The sequence below is a fragment of the Bacillus sp. VT 712 genome (genome assembly GCF_001614195.1).
Lineage (GTDB): Bacteria > Bacillota > Bacilli > Bacillales > Bacillaceae_H > Priestia > Priestia flexa.
Window position 1 is genome coordinate 1 of the sequence record NZ_LWBK01000047.1, and the last position, 19,212, is coordinate 19,212.

Genomic DNA, 19,212 nt, shown 5'->3' on the forward strand with positions numbered 1-19,212 from the left:
ACACTCAACATCCCATCTATAAAGTGGGTTAAGTGGTTGATGACAGGTTTTGAGAAATAAAAGGGCAGCTTCCATTTTATTAAGCCATTGTAGATTTCTTCTTGATGTGATAGTCTATTCATTGGACAAATAACGCTCCTCTGGATGGATGATTGGGTCAGAGCTTTCATTCTAAACCAGGTTTGCGTATTTGTCTTTTTTATTTTATAAGATGGAAATATTTTGAACTGAATTTACTCATTATCAGTAAGGATTTAAAGACCTGCATAAGATAGCAATTTCATTATAAAAAGACTTTCTGCTTTTAGTGATGAACCAAGAGCAGAAAGCCTTCATACATATTTTTTATATTTATTTTTCACTTTGCGATACAAACGATAGACGTGTCTTGTTAGATTCAATAAAGATGGTGAAATAGCAAGATGGTACTTTTTTATAATAGGCACATAGATTTTGTGATAAGCTTTCACCAAATCCGTCCACTTTTTATCAATGCCTTTTTTATAGAAATCAGAAATATCAACTACGTATCCGCGCCCTTCCTTCATCATTACGTTTTTCCCATGAACATCAAAGGGATTGAGCCCTCTTGATTTAGCATAAGCTAATGCGTCATTTACATCATCTATAACCGTTAACGGAATTATAACGCGCTTTTGAACAGCTTCATATAGTGTAATGCCTTGCAGCCTCTTTAGAATTAAGTAGTGATCTGTATAATAATAAAGCTGAGAATAAGCAGGATGTTTTCCTAATTTCTTATAGACATTTGCTTCTTTTTTTACCTCTTCAAATGACCGACCGTATACCTTCACTACTAGACCTTCATATAAAGGGTGATAAAAAACGGCTGCATAGTTGCCTTTTCCAATTAAAATCCATTCACCAGGTACATATTCGACTATAACAGGGTCATGTTCATTTTCACTTTTAATAATTAAGTTAGGCAATAAGGATGTTTCAATAAGTTCAATAAATTGATTGGGTAGTTTATCCATAAGCTCCTCTATCTGTACCTTTCATAATAGATGCACTTAATGATAGATTTCAATGAGTTTAATGTCAATACGTTCATATATCAATAATGAAAAAGCATCTTATAACGAGGTTACTATCGGTGATTTGTCTTTTGTCACAACAATAGAAAAAGGCTCTTTCATCTCCAATAAAATCTCTCCTTTTGGATGAATAATGGACCGCACTTTTTTTATATTAAATGATGTTACTAACGGGAGGGTAATAGCTTTTACCATGGTCATAACATATTCCACTTGAGCTTCGGTTTCTGCAATCATGCCAAACGGTAAGTAAAGGTGTTGTGGTATATCGACATTTAAATCTAAACAAAAACGCTCAGGTAAAAACTCATTAGGCTCTAAGAAATAAGCTTCATTACGATGGAGGCTATAAGGACTAATAAAAATCGTTTCATTTTTTTTAAAGAGATAGTTATCCACCTGAACAGCTTCTACCGCTTGTTTACCAAATAACCAAATCGGAGGATAGAGCCTCAGCGACTCTAAAATAACCATACGCATATATTCATCTTGCTCCTGACCTTTTAGCAACTGGATATGTCGTAGAATATCCTGATGCTCACAAAACGTATACATCAGCCAACTACATGCATTGCGAATTAAGTCGTACGTAATAAAGAATCGCTGAAGAATGTCACCTTCACTTTCATTATCAAGTACATTGTAAACATTATTTTGTTCACAAGTTGACCTGTGATTGTAAAGAGATTGAAGGCATGAAAAAACACCCGCTATAGCGTGTGCCTCTATTGGATTTCGCTTTCCAAGCTTTGGGATCGGCACCTTTATCATCGAAGGTTGATGTCTCTTAGTCCGCAACTCAGCCAGTTTTCGTAAGTGTCCTGTCAAATCATGCTTGTTGGCTACGCCAAAAAAGCTGTGTGCTAATAAACAGAGCGCCAAATCTTGCACTTCTTCATTGAAGACTTTTAAATCTCCACTTTCCCATAAAGATATATGGGATTGCACGATCGTACGATGCTCAATTCGAAAGGTAGAAAAATGTTTTTTCACAAAGGAACCCTTGACTTTTGGCACCCCCGTTGAAAAATTAAATTCATATAAGTCGTGAACCTGTAGTGTTCGAACAACATTTTTAATCCCTACATCCACAAAACTATTGGCATTTGTGAAAACAATATCTTTTACCATTTGCGGATTCGTTGTTAAGTAACATCGTCGATGACCTAGCCGAAAGCTTGTTGCCTCGCCGTATTCACTAAGATGTCGTAAAAACAAAAGCGGATTTTCTTGAAAATCTTTCAAATGGCCTGTCATACGATAAGTCGACGGACCCTGTATTCCTTTCATACGCATCACTTCTTTCTATGGAATTAGTAGTTACTAATTACTTCCGCAAAATACTAGATGGTTTATGCAACGTATAATAAAAAAGAGTAGTCCACTAAAGACTACTCTTTTTCACAAATAGATATGCTAATGTTTCTGAAATTGTTTTTAAGATTCCATATTAACCCATACACTTTTTACTTCTGTATAGTTATCAAGCGCATAGCTACCCATTTCCCTTCCAATTCCAGACTGTTTATATCCACCAAACGGACTAGCTGCATCAAATACATTGTAGCAGTTCACCCAGATTGTTCCGGCTTTGATACCGTGAGCTACATAGTGAGCTTTCTTCAAATCTTGCGTCCAAACGCCCGCTGCCAATCCATATGTCGTATCGTTTGCCTTGGCAATTAAATCATCTAAATCATCAAAAGGCATCGCTGCAACAACAGGGCCAAAGATTTCTTCTCGTGCAATTGTCATGGAATGATCAACATCAGCAAAGATTGTTGGTTCCACAAAATATCCTTTTTCAAACGGCAGCGAACCTCCTGTTAAGATTTCAGCTCCTTCTTCTACACCTTTATCAATATATGATTTGACTCGCTTCTGCTGCTGTGCAGACACAAGCGGGCCCATCGTTGTATCTTCTATTAATCCATTACCCTGTTTAATCACCTTAGACTGTGCCACTAAGTCTGCTATTACATTATCATATAATTTTTTTTGTACGTATAACCGACTTCCCGCACAACAAACTTGTCCTTGGTTGAACATTACACCCGCCAATGCTCCTGGAACAGCTTTTGATAAATCTGCATCAGGTAAAATGATATTTGGAGATTTACCTCCAAGCTCTAACGTAACTTTCTTTAAAGTTTCACTCGCTTGCTTCATAATCGACTTTCCAACCGCAGTTGATCCCGTAAAGGCAATCTTATCTACAAGCAAATGATTAACAAGTGGTTCACCTGCTGTTTTACCGAAACCTGGAACGACATTTAGCGCTCCTTTAGGAAAGCCCGCTTCCTCAGCAAGACCTGCTAGATAAAGAGCTGATAAAGGCGTTTGTTCTGCTGGTTTTAGTACAATTGTACAACCGCTAGCTAACGCAGCACCCAGCTTCCATGCTGCCATGAGCAGCGGGAAATTCCAAGGGATAATTTGCCCAACCACTCCTAGTGGTTCATGACGCGTATAGTTAAAGTATGCTCCTTGTACAGGAATAGTTTGTCCAACAATTTTTGTTGTCCAACCAGCATAGTATCTAAAATGTTCAATAGCTAAAGGAATATCTGCATTTGATGTTTCACGAATTGGTTTCCCATTATCGAGCGTTTCTAATTGAGCAAGTTCAAGTTTGTGTTCTTCCATGAGGTCAGCAAGCTTATAAATCAAACGACTTCTTTCCGCTGCAGACATTTTTGTCCACGGTCCTTTATCAAAAGCTTCACGAGCTGCTAACACAGCACGGTCAATATCTTCAGCATTTGCTTCAGCTACATCTGCTAACTTTTCACCAGTTGCAGGGTTTACTGTTTCAAACGTCTTTCCAGATGCCGACTCCACCCACTCACCGTTAATATAAAGCTTCTTTACACCTTGTAAAAATTGCTTCAGTTTTGGACTTACTTCAACTTGTTTTGCTCCAATATTTTGCATCAAATCCATACCTCCTTCAATTTTAGAAAGCGTTACCAATAATTAGTTTACACTACCCTTTTCAAAAAAATCAACCGATATGTCATATTATTTAGAAATTTTAATCTTCTCACAAAGAAAGAGAGTGAGACATAATTAAATGTTTCCTTCTCAAAGACCGATCATGACGTTTCTACAATCGTTAAGCTGTAAGAACAAGTTCGTTCAAAATGTTTTCCAAACAAAAAAATATCCGAGCTATCGAAAGTAGTTAACTCACGATAGTTCGGATAAATCATTGACCGAAATACTTATGTCCCAGCTTTTTTATGCTTCTGCCGTTTCAGGCGAAATTGTTTTATCATTATAAACTGTTGTATCTAATTCTTTTGTTACTTTACTTGTTATAACACCTGCTGTCATACTTCCGCTGACGTTCAATGCTGTACGCCCCATGTCGATCAGAGGTTCTACTGAAATAAGAAGTCCTGCAAGTGCAACTGGTAAGTCTAGTGCAGATAAAACAAGAAGTGCCGCGAATGTTGCACCTCCACCAACACCTGCTACTCCAAATGAGCTAATAGCTACAATAGCAATTAGTGTGGCAATAAACGATGGTGATAAAGGATTAATACCAACTGTTGGTGCAATCATAACGGCTAGCATTGCTGGATAAATACCCGCGCATCCATTTTGACCAATTGATAAACCAAATGACCCTGCGAAGTTTGCAATTCCTTCTGGAACGCCAAGCTGTCTCGTTTGTGTGTTCACATTTAGCGGTAAAGCCCCTGCACTTGTACGAGATGTGAAAGCAAATGTTAAAACTGGAAATGCTTTTTTTACATACATAATCGGGTTAACACCGACAAGCGTTAGTAAAAGTAAGTGAACAGCAAACATTGCTCCTAACGCTACATAAGACGCAATAACAAATTTACCAAGCTTCACGATAGCATCAATATCGCTCGTAGCGATTGTCTTTGTCATGATGGCTAATACACCATATGGCGTTAAGCGTAAAATTAATGTAACAACGCGCATTACAATTGCATAAATCATATCAATAACCTTTGAAAAAAGAGCTGCTTCTTCTGGCTTTTTACGCTTTACGCCTAAATAAGCAATTCCGATAAATGCAGCAAAAATAACCACTGCGATTGTTGAAGTTGGTCGTGCTCCTGTTAAATCTAAAAATGGATTCGCAGGCAACAATTCAATGATTTGTTGTGGAATTGTTTGGGCTTGCATTCCTGACAAATTCTCCTCTAATGCTGCTCCACGCTCGGTTTCAGCTGCTCCTTGTTCAATCTGAACAGCTTCTAAGTTAAATCCCGTTGTTGTCACAATCCCAATTGCTGCTGCAATGGCTGTTGTTCCAACTAAAATCCCAATAATTAAACCGCTGATTTTCCCAATGTTACTCGTTAATTTTAAGCGAGTGAATGCGGCCACAATCGAAACTAACACAAGTGGCATAACGATCATCTGAAGAAATTTCACATAACCGCTACCAACAATACTAAACCAATCTGATGTTTGAGCTGTCACTTCTGAAGTTGGTCCATATACCAATTGAAGAGCAAATCCAAATACAATTCCAAGTCCTAGAGCAGTGAATACACGCTTTGAAAATGAAACGTATTTTTTTTGCATCATATATAAACCAGCGATTAATGCCAGCATGATAATGATGTTAAGAATAACTAATAATAAAGTCAAAATAATTCCTCCTACAACACTTTCCAAATATAAGTCTCCTTTATTTATATTATAAGAATTCCAATAAGTCAACTCGGTTTTTGTGTTTTTTACGATTTTTCACTCTAATTGCTCGCCAATTTTTATATTTATCATCGTTAAAGCTTTAGCATACAAAAAAACATCCCTTTGTAACGGGATGTTTCGCATATGTATTTACATTTCATACAGTTCGTTTAGCCATCTAACAAATAAATGCTTTGGGAGCTCTAAGTAGTGTAAATCTGTATACTGTATATCAGACAGCGTTGTCCCCCTTGACATATAATAATACCACTGCCAACCAATATCTTTTGCAATGGCATACGACCTTGCCAAGTCTTGGCGCGCATCAGGTTGTTGCATATCACTCATCCACTGCTTTTCATCTGCATCGTATTCATAATAATGTAACGTAAATTTATCACACCAATAAGCGAGCTCTTGATGCGAAAACATATTTTCATCATCACAAACTTGTAACAGTAACATTCTTAGATTCTCAGGCGTATATGGCAATATAATCTTTTGACATGCATCTCTCATTCTTTTACCCTTCCTGCTTCACTTATTTCTTTTATTACATCATGTCCATGAAACTTTATCAATAAGAATTCGATAACGGTTTGATTACTTTTCTTTTACAACCTCTTCTCAATTTTATAATTTCAGACATAAAAAATAGCATTTTACCTTAAAACATTCAAACTAAATAGGAATATTTACCCTTTTTTTATTTTTGGGAATATTATAAATTTTAAGTTGTATCTATAATTTCCCAAAGGAGGAACACAATGAAAAGAACAAAAAAGACAATTGTATCCGTTGCTTTAGCAACAAGCTTAGCCCTTTCAATATCTAGTACATATACTGCAGCTGCTCCTGCTACTCAGGCTTCAGCGAGTCAAGCTTACAATGCGGTAGATAAAAAGGTGCTCAACAAAATTAATGTAGATAACATCTACAATGATATTGAATATTTAGCAAAAACGCCTCGCGTAGCTGGAACTGCAGCTGAACATAAAGCAGCTTGGTATATTCAAAAGAAATTAAAATCATTTGGTTATAAAGCAAACGTCGAGCCATTTACATTCGTTGGCTATACAGAAGCATCTAAAGTTGAACTTTCAGCTGATGGGACAAGCTATTCACCTAGCGCTTTCACATATAGCATAAACGGTAATGTAAGCGCTGAAGTTGTTGATGCTGGCCTTGGAACAAAAGAAGAGTTAACGAATCAAGACTTGACAGGCAAAATTGCACTGATTCAACGTGGCTCTATTAGCTTTGGTGAAAAAGTATTAAATGCAGCTGAAAAAGGAGCCAAAGCCGTTATTATTTATAATAATGCTGACGGTGAGTTAAACGGGACGCTTGGTGGAGCTAATGATGGTTATGTACCAGCTGTAGCTTTACCAAAAGCGGAGGGTGAACAGCTTCTTGAAAAAATAAAAGCAGGCAATCTAACAGCTACTGTAAATATTGAAGGTGCTGAAGTTAGTGAGCGTATTTCATATAACGTAACCGCAACAAAATCACCAACTGAAAAAAAACGCAACACGGATGATATCATCGTAATTGGGGCTCATCATGACTCAGTTGAGGGTGCGCCTGGTGCAAACGACGACGCATCTGGAACAGCAATGGTCATTGAATTAGCTCGCGTATTAAAGTCTCTACCAACAGATACGGAGCTACGCTTTGTAACGTTTGGAGCTGAAGAACTTGGCTTAATTGGTTCTCAAGAGTACGTGGATGGTTTATCTCATGATGAGAAAGATCGTATCGTTGGTATGTTTAACTTAGATATGGTTGGGAGCCGCGATGCTGGTGATTTAGTATTAAAAACAGCAGATGGAAAAGCTAACTTTGTAACAAAATTAGCTCAGGCGTCAAGCTTGCGCCTAAATGGTGCGGCTACTCCATATTCAGAGGGTGGACGCAGTGATCATGTTCCGTTTGCAGAAGCAGGCATTCCTGCTGCACTATTTATCCATGATCCAGCTGAACCATGGTACCATACACCAGAAGATAGCATTGACAAAATTAGTAAAGAAAAACTTCAAGATGTCGCTGAAATTGTGGGAACTGCCGTGTATGATCGGGCTCGACCAGATCATACAGGACCAAAAACACAAAAAGGAAAACCATTTAAAGCACCTGAGCTTTATTACCAGCAAGATCTTAAATAATAATGAGAGAACTCGGTTATACAACCGGGTTCTTTTTTATTAAAAAATACTGAAGCATAATAATCTCTTCTATTCTGACGATTATGGTATACTTTTATTGATACAGCTTCTTTTTGCTGTAGATTTGGTTATTATAAGGAGGAATATAATGAATTTGACGTTTATTAGCAGCTTTTCATCCGTTATCCATTCAAAAGTAAATTCAACTTAATTATGAAAAAGAGGTGAACAATCATTGAGTTTTACGATTGACAATTTAATTTTCCTTTTATCCATTCTTCTAGTTACGGGAGTCTTAACAGCAAAATTCTCTTCGCGTTTAGGTCTACCTTCCCTCGTACTGTTTATTATTGTTGGTATGATACTCAGTCATTACGTCTACTTTGACAACGCTCTTTTAGCACAAGGTGTCGGAGTAATTGCTCTCATTATCATTCTATTTGATGGTGGTATTCAAACAAAGTGGACCGACGTCAAAAGCGTCGTTCGCCCTTCTATTTCTCTTGCTACATTAGGAGTTTTAATTACAACTGTTGTAACCGGTGTATTAGCAAAGTACATTTTGGATGTTACTTGGCTAGAAGGCTTATTATTTGGAGCGATCGTTGGATCTACTGACGCTGCAGCCGTCTTTTCTGTTTTAGGATCTAAAAACATTCGTCAAAAGCTCACGTCAACTCTAGAAGCAGAGTCAGGTTCAAATGACCCAATGGCGATTTTCTTAACTGTTTCAATTATTGAACTAATCCAAGCACCTGAATCACCTATCTTTACTCTTTTCCTCGACTTTTTCTGGCAAATGGGAATGGGGTTACTAATGGGATTAGTGCTCGGAAAAGCTTCCGTATGGATTATCAATCGCATTAATTTAGATTCATCCGGTCTTTACCCAGTATTATCTCTTGCTTTAGCAGCTTTAACATATGGCGTCACTGCTTTTATTGGAGCAAGTGGATTGCTAGCTGTCTACATAATGGCTGTTATTATCGGAAACTCCCATTTAACATATCGTCATGCAATTGTACGCTTTAATGAAGGTTTTGCATGGATGATGCAAATTCTTATGTTTATTATTTTAGGTCTACTCGTCTTTCCAAAAGAGCTTATTGAGGTTACATGGCAAGGTATCTTATTGTCGTTTTTATTAATGCTCGTTGCTCGACCATTAGGTGTTTTCATCAGCATGCTTTTCACTAAATATACAATGAAAGAGCAGCTATTCATTTCGTGGGGAGGACTAAAAGGAGCCGTTCCAATTGTTCTAGCTACATATCCAATGATGGCTGGCCTTGAAAATAGCACACTTATCTTTAACGTGGTATTCTTCGTTGTTCTTATTTCTGCGTTATTACAAGGAGCAACCATTTCTCCGTTAGCCAATTACTTGAATTTCTCAGATGGTGAAAAAGAAGTGGTTCCACACAGTTTAGAACTTGTTTCGATGGGCAAAACCAATAATGAAATGATTGAGCTAAAGCTGGTTCCAGATGCCGCAATCTCTGGAAAATCACTTGAAGAACTTCCCTTGCCAGAAGATGTTTTAATTACGGCTGTTATCCGTGAAGAAAAGCTAATTACACCTCGCGGAAATACTAAAATCTTTTCTGGCGATACTCTGTACGTTCTTGTTTCTAAAAAGAAACGCGAGCGCGTTACGGAATATTTCCAAAAGAAAAAAACCTCTCTCGAAGAGGATGTATCTACCCCTTAAAAAAGCAAAGGCATCTCCTATTTTAAAGGAGTGCCTTTGTTTTTGTTTTCCTTTTGCATTAAATAAAGCGATTCGTAGTTTGGATGATGCTTCAAAAGCTCTGAAATTGTGACAAAACGATATCCTTTTTCCTTTAGCTCAGGCAGTATTTGTTTCAGTGCTTGAACCGTTTGCGTGCGATCCCCCCCTGTATCGTGAAACAAAACGATGTTGCCAGAGCTTGCATTTTTCAGAACTTGATGAACAATTTTGTCTACACCAGGGTTTCTCCAATCAAATGTGTCTTGATGCCATGACCATAATACAACAGTATACTGCTGATTTTTAGCTGCTTTCACCACTTTATCATCATAGTAACCAGTTGGTGGCCTAAAAAGATAGGGTTTAATACCCGTTATCTGCTGAATTTTGTCATCAGCCTTTTCAATCTCACCTTCTATTTTTACAGTATCTTTACCACGAACTTCTAAGTGACTATACGTATGATTTCCAAGTTCATGCCCTTCTTTAACCTCTCTTTTAGCAATTGTAGGATATTGAGTAACTCGGTCACCTAAAACAAAGAATGTAGCTTTTGCATTGTATTCTTTTAATAAATCTAGAATGAGTGGCGTATACGTTGGATCAGGTCCATCATCAAACGTTAATGCAATAATCTTTTCTTCACTTGTTGGAATTTCCCAAACAATATCACCTTTTTTCTCATAGTAAAAGCGGCTTTTCTTTGCTGCTTGTCCGTTCGATGCACCTGTGAAAAAGAGAAGTGCGCAAAGAAGCAAACAACCTTTTTTCATACGCTTACCTTCTTTCTTGTTTCTCTATTTGATCTTGCTCTAGTTGTGATATGACAATGGCTCGTAAGTCATTCTCAAAAAATGATTCACTGCATACATACGAATGCTTTGACAACTCCTCTTGTTTCGACTTTTGATTCACTCGACATCCACTCTCTTTCTTTTTAGAATGTTCTTTTAGGTTCTCCCAAATAAATGAAAACAAATCGATAAAAACAACCGTATTGCGTTTACTTTTAATGGAATGGGGAAAAATGTAAGAAATTGAACACTATACTCATTGAAGGGTTGATTTTGACAATTTCACTATAGATAAAGGAGACTGTATATGATCTATCGAATAGTAATAGTAGCTCTGTTTATCTTTACACTTAGTGCGCTTCAAACAAAAACGAACATATTGCCTTTAGCAAGTGAGCAAGAAAACGCTAGAAAAGGTACGTCCAGTCATCAAGGCTTTTCAATAAATGTATTACCTGACTATGAATTACAAAAAGAAGAAGAAGGAAAAGACATTATTTTCTCTACGCATTCACCTCATACTTGGATGAGAATTCAAGTCTTAGAAGTCGATACAGCAAATAAACTTACGTCGGTTAATACGGCTACATCTACTTTTGAAGAACAATTCGGAAAAGCTAAAATGATTGCCGATCAGCACCATATTAAGAAGCCACTCATTACTGCTTTTGAAGCCTACACTGATCAAGAAAAAGCGGCCTTATATATCGTAAAGGCTCCTAGCAAAGCACAAATACTAGTTATTATAACTAATATAAAAAAACATTCACCTGATGAACAAGAATTGTTTACTATGATTAATAGCATTCAATTAAAGGAGAGATAGTGTGCAAAAATATTTGTTAGTTCTGTTTACAGCAATTATGCTGACGGCTTGTGGAACAACACAAGAAAACTCTAAGTCCCATAATTCTTCTCATAGTACAAGTGATCAAGCTCCAAAAGAAAAAACATCAAAAGAATCCTCAGACACTTCATCTGATGAACAAACCATTCGTCTTCTTGAACAGATGATGGCGTATGAAAACGAAGGTATGCAAGAAGAAAAAATGGGGTTTTTAAAAACTAGTGAAAACCAAAAATATTCTTTATATGTCTTAGAAGGGTATACGTTTACAGAAGAAGAACCACGAAAAGATGTTATTTACTACGACGCTAACGATAAGCTGTGGATGCGTATTGAAGTTCTTCCTGATAACGTAGATTGGGACAAGGTAGAACAAGAAGCTCTAAAAGGATTAGAAGCTGTATCAACTGACGTTCAAAAAAGCTCTGTCACGTCTTATAATGAGACTTTTTCATTCCACAGTGTACATTCAGCCAGCAACGACAAGAACCGAACTACTTCATATTTAGTGAAGGCATCTGATAAGCGTCCAGCTATGCGGCTCACCATCTTCACTCCGGTTGAAACAGAAAATGTTAACGCCTTTTTAGAAATGGCTAATTCGATTGAAAATTTATAGACTCAAAAAGCCGAACACAAAGGTGTTCGGCTTTTTGAGTCTATTTTAAATCCATTAGCTTTGTTTTCAAGTCAGCTTCCATTTGATACAGCTCTGCTTCTGCTTCTGTTCTTTTTGTACGGCCTTCTTCTTGAATTTTTAATACTTCTTCAAGCGTAGTAATTAAATCTGATTGTGTTTGTCTAAGCGTTTCAATATTTACTATTCCTCGCTCGTTTTCTTTTGCTACTTCAATTGTATTTTGCTTTAACATTTCTGAATTACGTGTTAATAAATCATTTGTTGTTTTAGATACTTGTTTCTGAGCTTCCATTGCAGCTTTTTGTCGCAGCAGTGTAGTCGCAATTACAATTTGATTTTTCCAAAGGGGAATTGCAGTCAAAATAGAACTTTGAATCTTTTCTACAAGCGTTTGATTTACTTCTTGAATCAAGCGAATCTGCGGTGCACTTTGAACAGCAATTTGTCTACTTAACTTTAAATCATGAACGCGCTTTTCTAAACGATTAATGAATTGGCTTAAATCATTTACTTCCTGAGCCATCAAGTAATCATTTTTTGCTTTTGCTTCCTGCTGAAGTGCCGGCAACGCTTCATTTCTAAGCGTTTCTAATCGATACTCTGCAGCTCCGATATAAATATTTAACGCATCATAAAACTGTTTATTTTTATCATACAAACTATCTAACATTGTAATATCACGATAAAGCATTTGCTTTGAACGCTCTAATTTATCCGCAATCTTATCAATTTCAACGTTAATACTTTGATATTTTGTTAATAAATTTTGAATTGGCTTTGACAAACCAGAAAATACTCTGCTGATAAATCCTTTTTTCTTCGTTGTGAAATCATCTGGATTCACCTGACGTATTTTAGACATTAAGTCAGCAATCACATCTCCAACAGGACCTGTATCTTTCGTTTGCACATGCTGTAAAACAGACTGAGAGAACTGCGAAAGCTCCGACTGTGCGGCTACTCCATATTGAAGAATAGCCTGCTGGTTTTTATAATCGATTTGCTCGGCGATTTTCTGTGCTTTTTCTTGGTATTCAGGGGCTAAGTTATTGTATGTTGAAAGCTGCTTAGCTACCGGTTGGTCAAGCTGAGTAGCCAAAGTTGGTGATGCAAACGGATCATTTAAAAGTTCATCTAGCGATTGTTTTTTTTCCACTTCTTTCATATAAACCCCACCCTTATTTCATTCGATTTATTGGCGCATATTCTTCTTCATTTTGAAAATGTTGTTTTAAAACCTTCATTTCTACATCTAAACTTAGCACATCTTGAGAAAGTGCAGAATTTAAAAGCTGGTCATACTGTGTTGACAGTTCATGTATCACATTTTCAGCCTCATGAATACTTTCTTTTACATCAATACTTTTTGTAGGTTTAGATAATAAAAATACGTAGCGTTCAATAACCGTCACCGTTGCTTGCAAATAGTTCGTAAAAAATGGCTGAACACTTTTATAGCGCGCAGGCTCTTTTTCAACCATATCAACGATACTTTTCCCTACTCTATATAGCTTAGAAAGCTCTGTCCACATGTGAATTGATTTTAGCTTAAAGCGAGAACTGCTAATAACTTTTAATTGCTTACGTGCTTCACGAGCCTGATGCTTGATATAAGCAAGTTCTTCTCTATAAGGGTCTTTATATGCAATTCTAGCGCTTTTAAAAACGAAGAATATTGCTGTTAGTGCAGCCGTACCAAAGCTTAATAAAATGCTATCACCAATCCCTACACCAAACCCTAAATAACTAATTGGAATCGTAGCTGTACCAACAGTCCATACGATAAACAATCGTTTTAAAAATGTCACCACTTTCATGTCCGCTCACTCCTTATCGTCTCTATTTATGTTTAAAATCGTTACGTTTCACTTATTATGATAAGAATATTATACCATTTAACTCCTAGTTCTAAAATAAATTACCTTTATACGTTATATACGAACGAAGAGCAAATAAGTTTCAGTTCCCATAAAAAAAGCGAAGGCATGTTTGCCTTCGCTTTTTTCTTAGTCACGCTTATTGTAATCATATTGAGAACGATCTACTGGTTTAAAGCCTTCTGGGGTATGGAAACGTAATAAGTCACCATATACAAGCTTATCGGACAGCTCAAGCTTTTGTTTTACCAGTTCGTCGTATTTATCATATTTTTTTGCTTCTTCTTCTGGTAATTGCTCACCAGTTTCGTTATTGAATACTTTTTGGTCCACTTTTGTAATCTCAGGAGTTACAAAGTCACCGTTTCTAAACGGAACAATTTCCTGGTGGTCTTTTGAAAGTAAGTCTGTACCAAAGTCAATATAGTCTTTCGTATCAATACCTAATAGGTGCATAACCGTTGGGCGAATATCAACTTGACCACCGTACGTATGCTTCACGCCACCCTCTAGACCAGGAGCATGAATGAATAGTGGTACTCGCTGTAATTGCGCTTGTTCAAAGTCACCTACATCTTTACCAAGAACCTCAGACATTGCACGCTTATGGTTTTCAGAAATACCATAGTGGTCACCATACATAACAACCATCGTGTTATCGTATAAGCCAGAAGCTTTTAAATCATCAAAGAACTGCTTTAATGCCTCATCCAAATAGCGAGACGTTTGGAAATATTGGTCAACTGATTTATCGCCTGTAGTATGCGGCTCAATTGTTTGATCTTCCTCATCTAATGGATAAGGGAAATGGTTAGATAGCGTAATAAATTTTGCGCTAAATGGTTGCTTTAATTCTTTTAAATAAGGCATAGAATCTTTAAAGAATGGCTTATCTTCTAAACCATAGTTTAGCGTATCTTCCTCATTCATATCGTAATATGCTGAGTCGAAGAATTTATCAACACCAAATGACTTGTACATTTCATCACGGTTCCAGAATGTCTTACCATTACCATGGAATACTGCATTTGTATAACCGTTTTGGCCTAAAATAGCAGATCCAGCTTGATACGTGTTATTTGCCTTTGTTGTGAAAACTGATCCTTGAGGTAATGGGAATATTGAGTTTTCTACCATAAACTCAGCATCGGATGTTTTACCTTGACCTGTTTGATGGAACACGTTATCAAAATAAAGCGTATTTTTATCATTTCTAAGTGAGTTCATAAATGGCGTAACTTCTTCACCATTTAATTCATATCCCATCATAAATGTTTGTAATGATTCAAGTGAGATATAAATTACGTTCATATCCTTAGCTTTACCAAAGTATTCTTCATTTGGCTCAGCGTAAGTTGCTTTTGCGTAGTTTTCAACCTCTGTTACGTCACTGCTGTCAGCTAGAGCTCGTTGAGCTGACGATTTCGAGCTTTGAATAATGTCATAAACTGTATAGTTATATGCACCTAAATATTTAACTAAATAGTTACGGTCAAACGTACGTGTTAAAAGCTGTGGACGATCTGTTTCTGCAATGGCAATATTTGCACTTACAACTAGAACCCCAACTAAAAATACGCTTGTTACCGTACGTTTACTAATTGTTGTAGGTAAATCAAACTTCTTCCACATTATAAGTGCAATTAAAACAAAGAAGTCAATGAAATACAGAATATCTGTTGGCTGAATTAAAGCCATTGCACTTCCACCTAATTGACCAAAGTTATTTGATTGAGTTAAAACAGGTACTGTAATGAAGTCATTAAAGAATCGATAGTACACAACGTTTGCGTACAAAATAAATGATAATAAGAAGTTAATACCTAGTAATGCTCGTACCTTTCCTCTCCCTTTAAATAGTAAGGCAAAAGCAAAAAAGATAATTGCTGAACCGAGTGGGTTCATAAATAGTAAAAACTTTTGGATAAAATTCTCAAGACTTAAATTAAATTCAATTTGATAAACGGCATAAGTTTTAATCCAAAATAACAATACTGCAACTAAAAACAACGGTAATTGCTTAACAAAAATGTTTTTTCCGTTTGTCATGAGCTGTTTCATATTCCCACCTCTATATCTATTTGAAATTTGAGCTCATTTATTTTAGACGTAAATCTGGATGGATGTTAGTCTAAATTCGTAAAAAGAAATCTCCCTTACAAAAACTGTAAGAGAGCTAAACTGTTCTTTCACATTTTAACTCTTTAAAAAAAATTGTCAACACTCTTGCTGTATATTTTATTGAAAACATGAAAAAATAACTAGTTCATTGCTTCTTCTATTTATATGCCCAGCCTGTACAAACATCTACTTAAAAATAAATTTATCCTTATGTTCAATTTATATTTTTCTCAAGCTTTTTATCACCATTATGTTAAGTTTGCCATTCCTACACACTGACAATACGCTGGACACCATGAATTCTATATCTTATGCCATTCCATTTTTTTCTTAAGAAAAAGGACTTCTTGTTCTTTCATTGAAATACTATTCTAAATGTCGTTGTTATGACTGGTACATCATCTATAACTTAGAGGATCGAGAAGAAGAAAACAACCGAGTAGTTTTACTTCCGGTTTCTTTACCCAAATAGAATTGAAATGAAACAGTTGTAAATCATTTTGTTTCACGCCATATGCTTACACAAAATTACGTTTAAGTATATATAGAAAGTAAGATGATGGTCCATAACGAAATGATTTCAAAACCAACAAAAAATACGAGCAGCTTGCTCACCATAACTTCTTTTTCTCAAAAAATCAAAAGCAAGAATTTGATACGATTTTTAATGAAGATTTTCAGTTACCTTCTATTAATAAAAAGCATATCGGATAATAATGATGAAAAGCCCACACACCTGCTCAGATTAAAGAGCTGGAATGCAGGCTTTTTGCTATTAAAAATTCATTTTTGACTGCCCGCCATCTACATTTAAGCTTGCTCCAACAATCCACGAAGCTTTTTCAGATGCTAGAAAAACCACAGCGTTAGCTACTTCTTCCACGGTTCCAAAACGACCTGCTGGAATTTCATTTTTTACAAACTGATTAATTTTTTCAGGATTTTCTTCTAACCGTTTCTTCCAATTACCCGTTTCATGTAGAATACTTCCAGGCGCAATGCTGTTAACGCGTATGCCATAGGAAATCATTTCATCCGCAAATGACTTAGTAAAGCTAATTAAAGCAGACTTGGCGTTATTATACGTTACTTTACCTCCGCTTTCTCGGCCAAAAATAGATGTAATGTTTACAATGGAACCTGTTTTTCGTTCTTTCATATACTCTGCTGCAAGCTTGCTTAAATGAACCGCAGAAAAGTAATTAAGCTCCATCGCTTCATAAAACAATGATAAATCTGTTTCTAGCGCTTGCCCTCCATTGCTTCCGCCTGCATTGTTAATTAAAATGTCGATACCTTGAAAATCTTTTACGACATTTTCAATCAATTGAATGCGCTCGTCTTGTTTCGTCACATCTACTTTATATGTACGGATGTTGGTAAATTTCTGACTTAAACGCTCTAAGTCATCTTCACCTCGAGCTGCAACCGCAACATCTGCTCCTTCTTCTGCAAAGAGCACAGCAATTGCTTGACCAATCCCTTTCGTTCCACCTGTTATGAGCACCTTTTTACCTTTTAAATTTAAATCCATTATAATGCCTCCTTGTTTTTATTTAATAGTAATATATTAACTATTCTTTCGCAAAAACAAGCCTCATCGTGATATAATTTTTCTCGTGTGAACTTGACGGATAGGAGTACAAACATGAATCAAACATTCTCTAAAACGGAAAAAATGAAGCAGTTTTTATTTATCTTATTACCTATTTTGATGACGCAGTTCGGTATGTTTTCAATGAGCTTCTTTGATACGATGATGTCGGGTCGTGTAGGAGCAGATGATTTAGCAGGAGTTGCTATTGGCTCAAGCCTTTGGATGCCTGTATTTACTGGACTAAGTGGTATTTTAATGTCCATAACTCCTATTGTAGCTCAGCTGATCGGGGCTGATAAAAAGAAAAATGTCGCTTTTACAGTTGTTCAGGGACTATATGTTTCAATTATCATGGCCTTAATTGTTATTGTTATTGGATTCTTTGTCGTAAACCCCGTTTTAAACGCTATGAATCTAGATCCAAACGTAGCTCGGATTGCGTTAGATTACTTAGTGGCGTTATCAATTGGTATTTTTCCTCTATTCATTTATACCGTGTTACGTAACTTTATTGATGCACTGGGTCAAACAAGAACATCGATGTTTATTACCCTTCTTGGCTTGCCTATTAACGTTGCGTTAAACTACTTATTGATTTTCGGAAAATTTGGTTTCCCTAAGCTTGGAGGCGTTGGAGCTGGATATGCTACGGCTATTACTTATTGGTGCATTTTGCTCGTGGCAATTTGGATTATCACCAGAAAAGATCCTTTTCAATCATTTCAGGTATTTCGTACATTTTATAAACCCGCTTGGCCTTCATTTAAAGAAATACTTGGGATCGGCATTCCAATTGGATTTGCTATCTTTTTTGAAACAAGTATCTTCTCAGCCGTTACATTGTTTATGAGCGCATATGATACGGTGACAATTGCTTCTCACCAAGCAGCAATAAACTTTGCATCGTTTCTGTATATGATTCCGCTCAGCATTTCAATGACCTTAACAATTGTTGTAGGATTTGAAGCTGGTGCTAAGCGTTTTGAAGATGCAAAGATGTACAGTCGTATCGGTATTTTACTTGCCGTTTGCTTAGCTCTTTTAGGTGCAGTCTTTTTATTTTTATTTAAAGAAAAAGTAGCTGCTTTATACACAACAGATCCCAAAGTGTTGGCATTAACAACTCATTTTTTAATTTATGCGGTCTTTTTTCAATTATCGGATGCAATTCAAGCACCGATTCAAGGGGCTCTGAGAGGATATAAAGATGTGAACATTACCTTTTTTATGGCGTTGATTTCATATTGGGTAATTGGTTTACCACTAGGATATATATTGGCAAATTATACAGGACTTGCAGCTTTTGGATATTGGATTGGACTGATTAGTGGTTTGGCTGTAGGTGCAATTGGATTAAGCTATCGGCTTAAGACGATTCAAAAGCGTTTTATTTCATCAGCCCAGGCTTCGAAAACTGCATAATAAAAAAGAACGTCCAATGACGTTCTTTTTTTCAGATTGACGAGAAACCTGTAAGGTTCTCGTCAATCTGAGGCTCTTTTCATTTTTTATAGTGAAACAAGTAAATATTTCACAAACAAATCGTCGTTTTCCATAAAAATCGCCCATTACCTGACCTGTTTTGGTCAGGTAATGGGCGATTTTTTTCATGTTTTGACAAGCTGCCGTCAGATACGCCTGCATCTGGACAGACTTCAGCCCTCGATACCGGGCATATCGATACCCATTTAGCTCTTTTGC

General features: G+C 36.5%; 15 protein-coding genes and 1 pseudogene. 5 read left to right on the forward strand and 11 right to left on the reverse strand.

Annotated elements, in window-relative coordinates; translation table 11 throughout:
• Positions 1 to 332: 332 nt before the first annotated feature.
• The 5 genes from A2U94_RS17405 to A2U94_RS17425 form a co-directional block, all read right to left on the reverse strand.
• A complete protein-coding gene (locus A2U94_RS17405; protein WP_062687179.1) occupies positions 333 to 998 on the reverse strand; it encodes a hypothetical protein in 666 nt (221 codons plus the stop codon).
• A 99-nt stretch (positions 999 to 1,097) separates the two neighbouring features.
• Positions 1,098 to 2,348, reverse strand: a complete 1,251-nt coding sequence (locus tag A2U94_RS17410) for a cytochrome P450 (protein WP_025909156.1) — start codon at positions 2,346 to 2,348, stop codon at positions 1,098 to 1,100.
• A 147-nt stretch (positions 2,349 to 2,495) separates the two neighbouring features.
• Positions 2,496 to 3,992, reverse strand: coding sequence for an aldehyde dehydrogenase family protein (locus A2U94_RS17415; RefSeq protein ID WP_062954736.1), 1,497 nt, complete (start codon positions 3,990 to 3,992; stop codon positions 2,496 to 2,498).
• 306 nt (positions 3,993 to 4,298) lie between these two features.
• A complete protein-coding gene (locus tag A2U94_RS17420) occupies positions 4,299 to 5,693 on the reverse strand; it encodes an L-cystine transporter (protein ID WP_025909158.1) in 1,395 nt (464 codons plus the stop codon).
• A 195-nt stretch (positions 5,694 to 5,888) separates the two neighbouring features.
• On the reverse strand, positions 5,889 to 6,257 hold the full coding sequence (locus tag A2U94_RS17425) for a hypothetical protein (RefSeq protein WP_025909159.1): 369 nt from the start codon (positions 6,255 to 6,257) through the stop codon (positions 5,889 to 5,891).
• A gap of 248 nt (positions 6,258 to 6,505) precedes the next feature.
• Between A2U94_RS17425 and A2U94_RS17430 the strand changes: the two genes are divergently transcribed.
• Positions 6,506 to 7,903, forward strand: a complete 1,398-nt coding sequence (locus tag A2U94_RS17430) for a M28 family peptidase (protein ID WP_062687178.1) — start codon at positions 6,506 to 6,508, stop codon at positions 7,901 to 7,903.
• 235 nt (positions 7,904 to 8,138) lie between these two features.
• Positions 8,139 to 9,614, forward strand: coding sequence for a potassium/proton antiporter (locus A2U94_RS17435; protein WP_062954737.1), 1,476 nt, complete (start codon positions 8,139 to 8,141; stop codon positions 9,612 to 9,614).
• A gap of 17 nt (positions 9,615 to 9,631) precedes the next feature.
• On the opposite strand, the gene A2U94_RS17440 is transcribed toward A2U94_RS17435, so the two are convergent.
• On the reverse strand, positions 9,632 to 10,408 hold the full coding sequence (locus A2U94_RS17440; protein ID WP_025909162.1) for a polysaccharide deacetylase family protein: 777 nt from the start codon (positions 10,406 to 10,408) through the stop codon (positions 9,632 to 9,634).
• A gap of 328 nt (positions 10,409 to 10,736) precedes the next feature.
• Between A2U94_RS17440 and A2U94_RS17445 the strand changes: the two genes are divergently transcribed.
• On the forward strand, positions 10,737 to 11,255 hold the full coding sequence (locus tag A2U94_RS17445; protein WP_025909163.1) for a hypothetical protein: 519 nt from the start codon (positions 10,737 to 10,739) through the stop codon (positions 11,253 to 11,255).
• A gap of 1 nt (position 11,256) precedes the next feature.
• Positions 11,257 to 11,895, forward strand: coding sequence for a DUF8580 domain-containing lipoprotein (locus A2U94_RS17450; RefSeq protein ID WP_025909164.1), 639 nt, complete (start codon positions 11,257 to 11,259; stop codon positions 11,893 to 11,895).
• 40 nt (positions 11,896 to 11,935) lie between these two features.
• On the opposite strand, the gene A2U94_RS17455 is transcribed toward A2U94_RS17450, so the two are convergent.
• The 4 genes from A2U94_RS17455 to A2U94_RS17475 all read right to left on the reverse strand — a co-directional run bounded on the left by A2U94_RS17455 (position 11,936) and on the right by A2U94_RS17475 (position 17,448).
• The gene (locus A2U94_RS17455; RefSeq protein WP_025909165.1) at positions 11,936 to 13,081 is read right to left on the reverse strand and encodes a toxic anion resistance protein; all 1,146 of its coding nucleotides are present in this window, start codon (positions 13,079 to 13,081) and stop codon (positions 11,936 to 11,938) included.
• 13 nt (positions 13,082 to 13,094) lie between these two features.
• A complete protein-coding gene (locus A2U94_RS17460; RefSeq protein WP_025909166.1) occupies positions 13,095 to 13,733 on the reverse strand; it encodes a 5-bromo-4-chloroindolyl phosphate hydrolysis family protein in 639 nt (212 codons plus the stop codon).
• Between the two features lie 189 nt (positions 13,734 to 13,922).
• Entirely contained in the window at positions 13,923 to 15,854 is a 1,932-nt protein-coding gene (gene ltaS, locus A2U94_RS17465) for a lipoteichoic acid synthase (protein ID WP_035320382.1), read from the reverse strand.
• Positions 15,855 to 16,689: 835 nt separating this feature from the next.
• Entirely contained in the window at positions 16,690 to 17,448 is a 759-nt protein-coding gene (locus A2U94_RS17475) for an SDR family NAD(P)-dependent oxidoreductase (RefSeq protein ID WP_025909168.1), read from the reverse strand.
• Between the two features lie 114 nt (positions 17,449 to 17,562).
• Here A2U94_RS17475 and A2U94_RS17480 point away from each other — a divergent pair, with 114 nt between their 5' ends.
• Complete coding sequence (locus tag A2U94_RS17480) at positions 17,563 to 18,933, forward strand: MATE family efflux transporter (protein WP_025909169.1); 1,371 nt, start codon at positions 17,563 to 17,565, stop codon at positions 18,931 to 18,933.
• Between the two features lie 153 nt (positions 18,934 to 19,086).
• Here A2U94_RS17480 and A2U94_RS21325 read toward each other — a convergent pair.
• Positions 19,087 to 19,212: pseudogene (locus tag A2U94_RS21325) on the reverse strand (transposase); the annotation flags it as partial.

What these genes read in the sequence shown, in the direction of transcription:
- A2U94_RS17405 (WP_062687179.1), bottom strand. Translation starts at nt 998, where the DNA reads ATGGATAAACTACCCAATCAATTTATTGAACTTATTGAAACATCCTTA.
- A2U94_RS17410 (WP_025909156.1), bottom strand. Translation starts at nt 2,348, where the DNA reads ATGAAAGGAATACAGGGTCCGTCGACTTATCGTATGACAGGCCATTTG.
- A2U94_RS17415 (WP_062954736.1), bottom strand. Translation starts at nt 3,992, where the DNA reads ATGCAAAATATTGGAGCAAAACAAGTTGAAGTAAGTCCAAAACTGAAG.
- A2U94_RS17425 (WP_025909159.1), bottom strand. Translation starts at nt 6,257, where the DNA reads ATGAGAGATGCATGTCAAAAGATTATATTGCCATATACGCCTGAGAAT.
- A2U94_RS17430 (WP_062687178.1), top strand. Translation starts at nt 6,506, where the DNA reads ATGAAAAGAACAAAAAAGACAATTGTATCCGTTGCTTTAGCAACAAGC.
- A2U94_RS17440 (WP_025909162.1), bottom strand. Translation starts at nt 10,408, where the DNA reads ATGAAAAAAGGTTGTTTGCTTCTTTGCGCACTTCTCTTTTTCACAGGT.
- A2U94_RS17445 (WP_025909163.1), top strand. Translation starts at nt 10,737, where the DNA reads ATGATCTATCGAATAGTAATAGTAGCTCTGTTTATCTTTACACTTAGT.
- A2U94_RS17455 (WP_025909165.1), bottom strand. Translation starts at nt 13,081, where the DNA reads ATGAAAGAAGTGGAAAAAAAACAATCGCTAGATGAACTTTTAAATGAT.
- A2U94_RS17460 (WP_025909166.1), bottom strand. Translation starts at nt 13,733, where the DNA reads ATGAAAGTGGTGACATTTTTAAAACGATTGTTTATCGTATGGACTGTT.
- ltaS (WP_035320382.1), bottom strand. Translation starts at nt 15,854, where the DNA reads ATGAAACAGCTCATGACAAACGGAAAAAACATTTTTGTTAAGCAATTA.
- A2U94_RS17475 (WP_025909168.1), bottom strand. Translation starts at nt 17,448, where the DNA reads ATGGATTTAAATTTAAAAGGTAAAAAGGTGCTCATAACAGGTGGAACG.
- A2U94_RS17480 (WP_025909169.1), top strand. Translation starts at nt 17,563, where the DNA reads ATGAATCAAACATTCTCTAAAACGGAAAAAATGAAGCAGTTTTTATTT.